At 48.0% G+C, this 415-nt stretch carries 1 protein-coding gene; it reads right to left on the bottom strand.

The annotated features are described in order from the left end of the window. On the bottom strand, nucleotides 1–397 hold a 397-nt coding region (locus B7P34_RS39195), incomplete at its 3' end, for a hypothetical protein (RefSeq protein WP_223268639.1). Nucleotides 398–415 lie beyond the last annotated feature (18 nt).

The raw sequence follows: 415 nt of genomic DNA, 5'->3' as shown, positions 1-415 counted from the left end.
CTAAGCTTCGGTTGTTCTCATTAACAATGTGGTTGATTTGAGACAGCGTAGCTGCACTATAGTTATCGAGAAGATTAACTGACCCTGTGTGAAATACAGAGCGTGTTGGGTCAGGATAGAGGAAGCCGCTGTGGGACGGTTTCCAAGATATACCAGCTAGGTTGAAGTCACCAAGGACGATCAACTCGTCAACAGGAGTAGCTTTCTCCATTATCGTGAAGACGGACCGGCAATGGGTTTCGATTAGATCGTTGTCACGAACCCGGTCTGGTGCAATGTATACCGCACAAAGGTACAGTGTGCGATCACTCAGATTGACGGCGACCCAAACTTGTTCCGCACAATTCCACCCTTCACTTTCTATAGCTCTTGCATTCAAGTTCGAACGAACTGCCACGAGAACACCACCACCAGT

The sequence above is a fragment of the Streptosporangium nondiastaticum genome (genome assembly GCF_003011965.1).
Classification (GTDB): domain Bacteria; phylum Actinomycetota; class Actinomycetes; order Streptomycetales; family Streptomycetaceae; genus Streptomyces; species Streptomyces nondiastaticus.
This window is presented reverse-complemented; position numbering and strand designations above follow the sequence as displayed.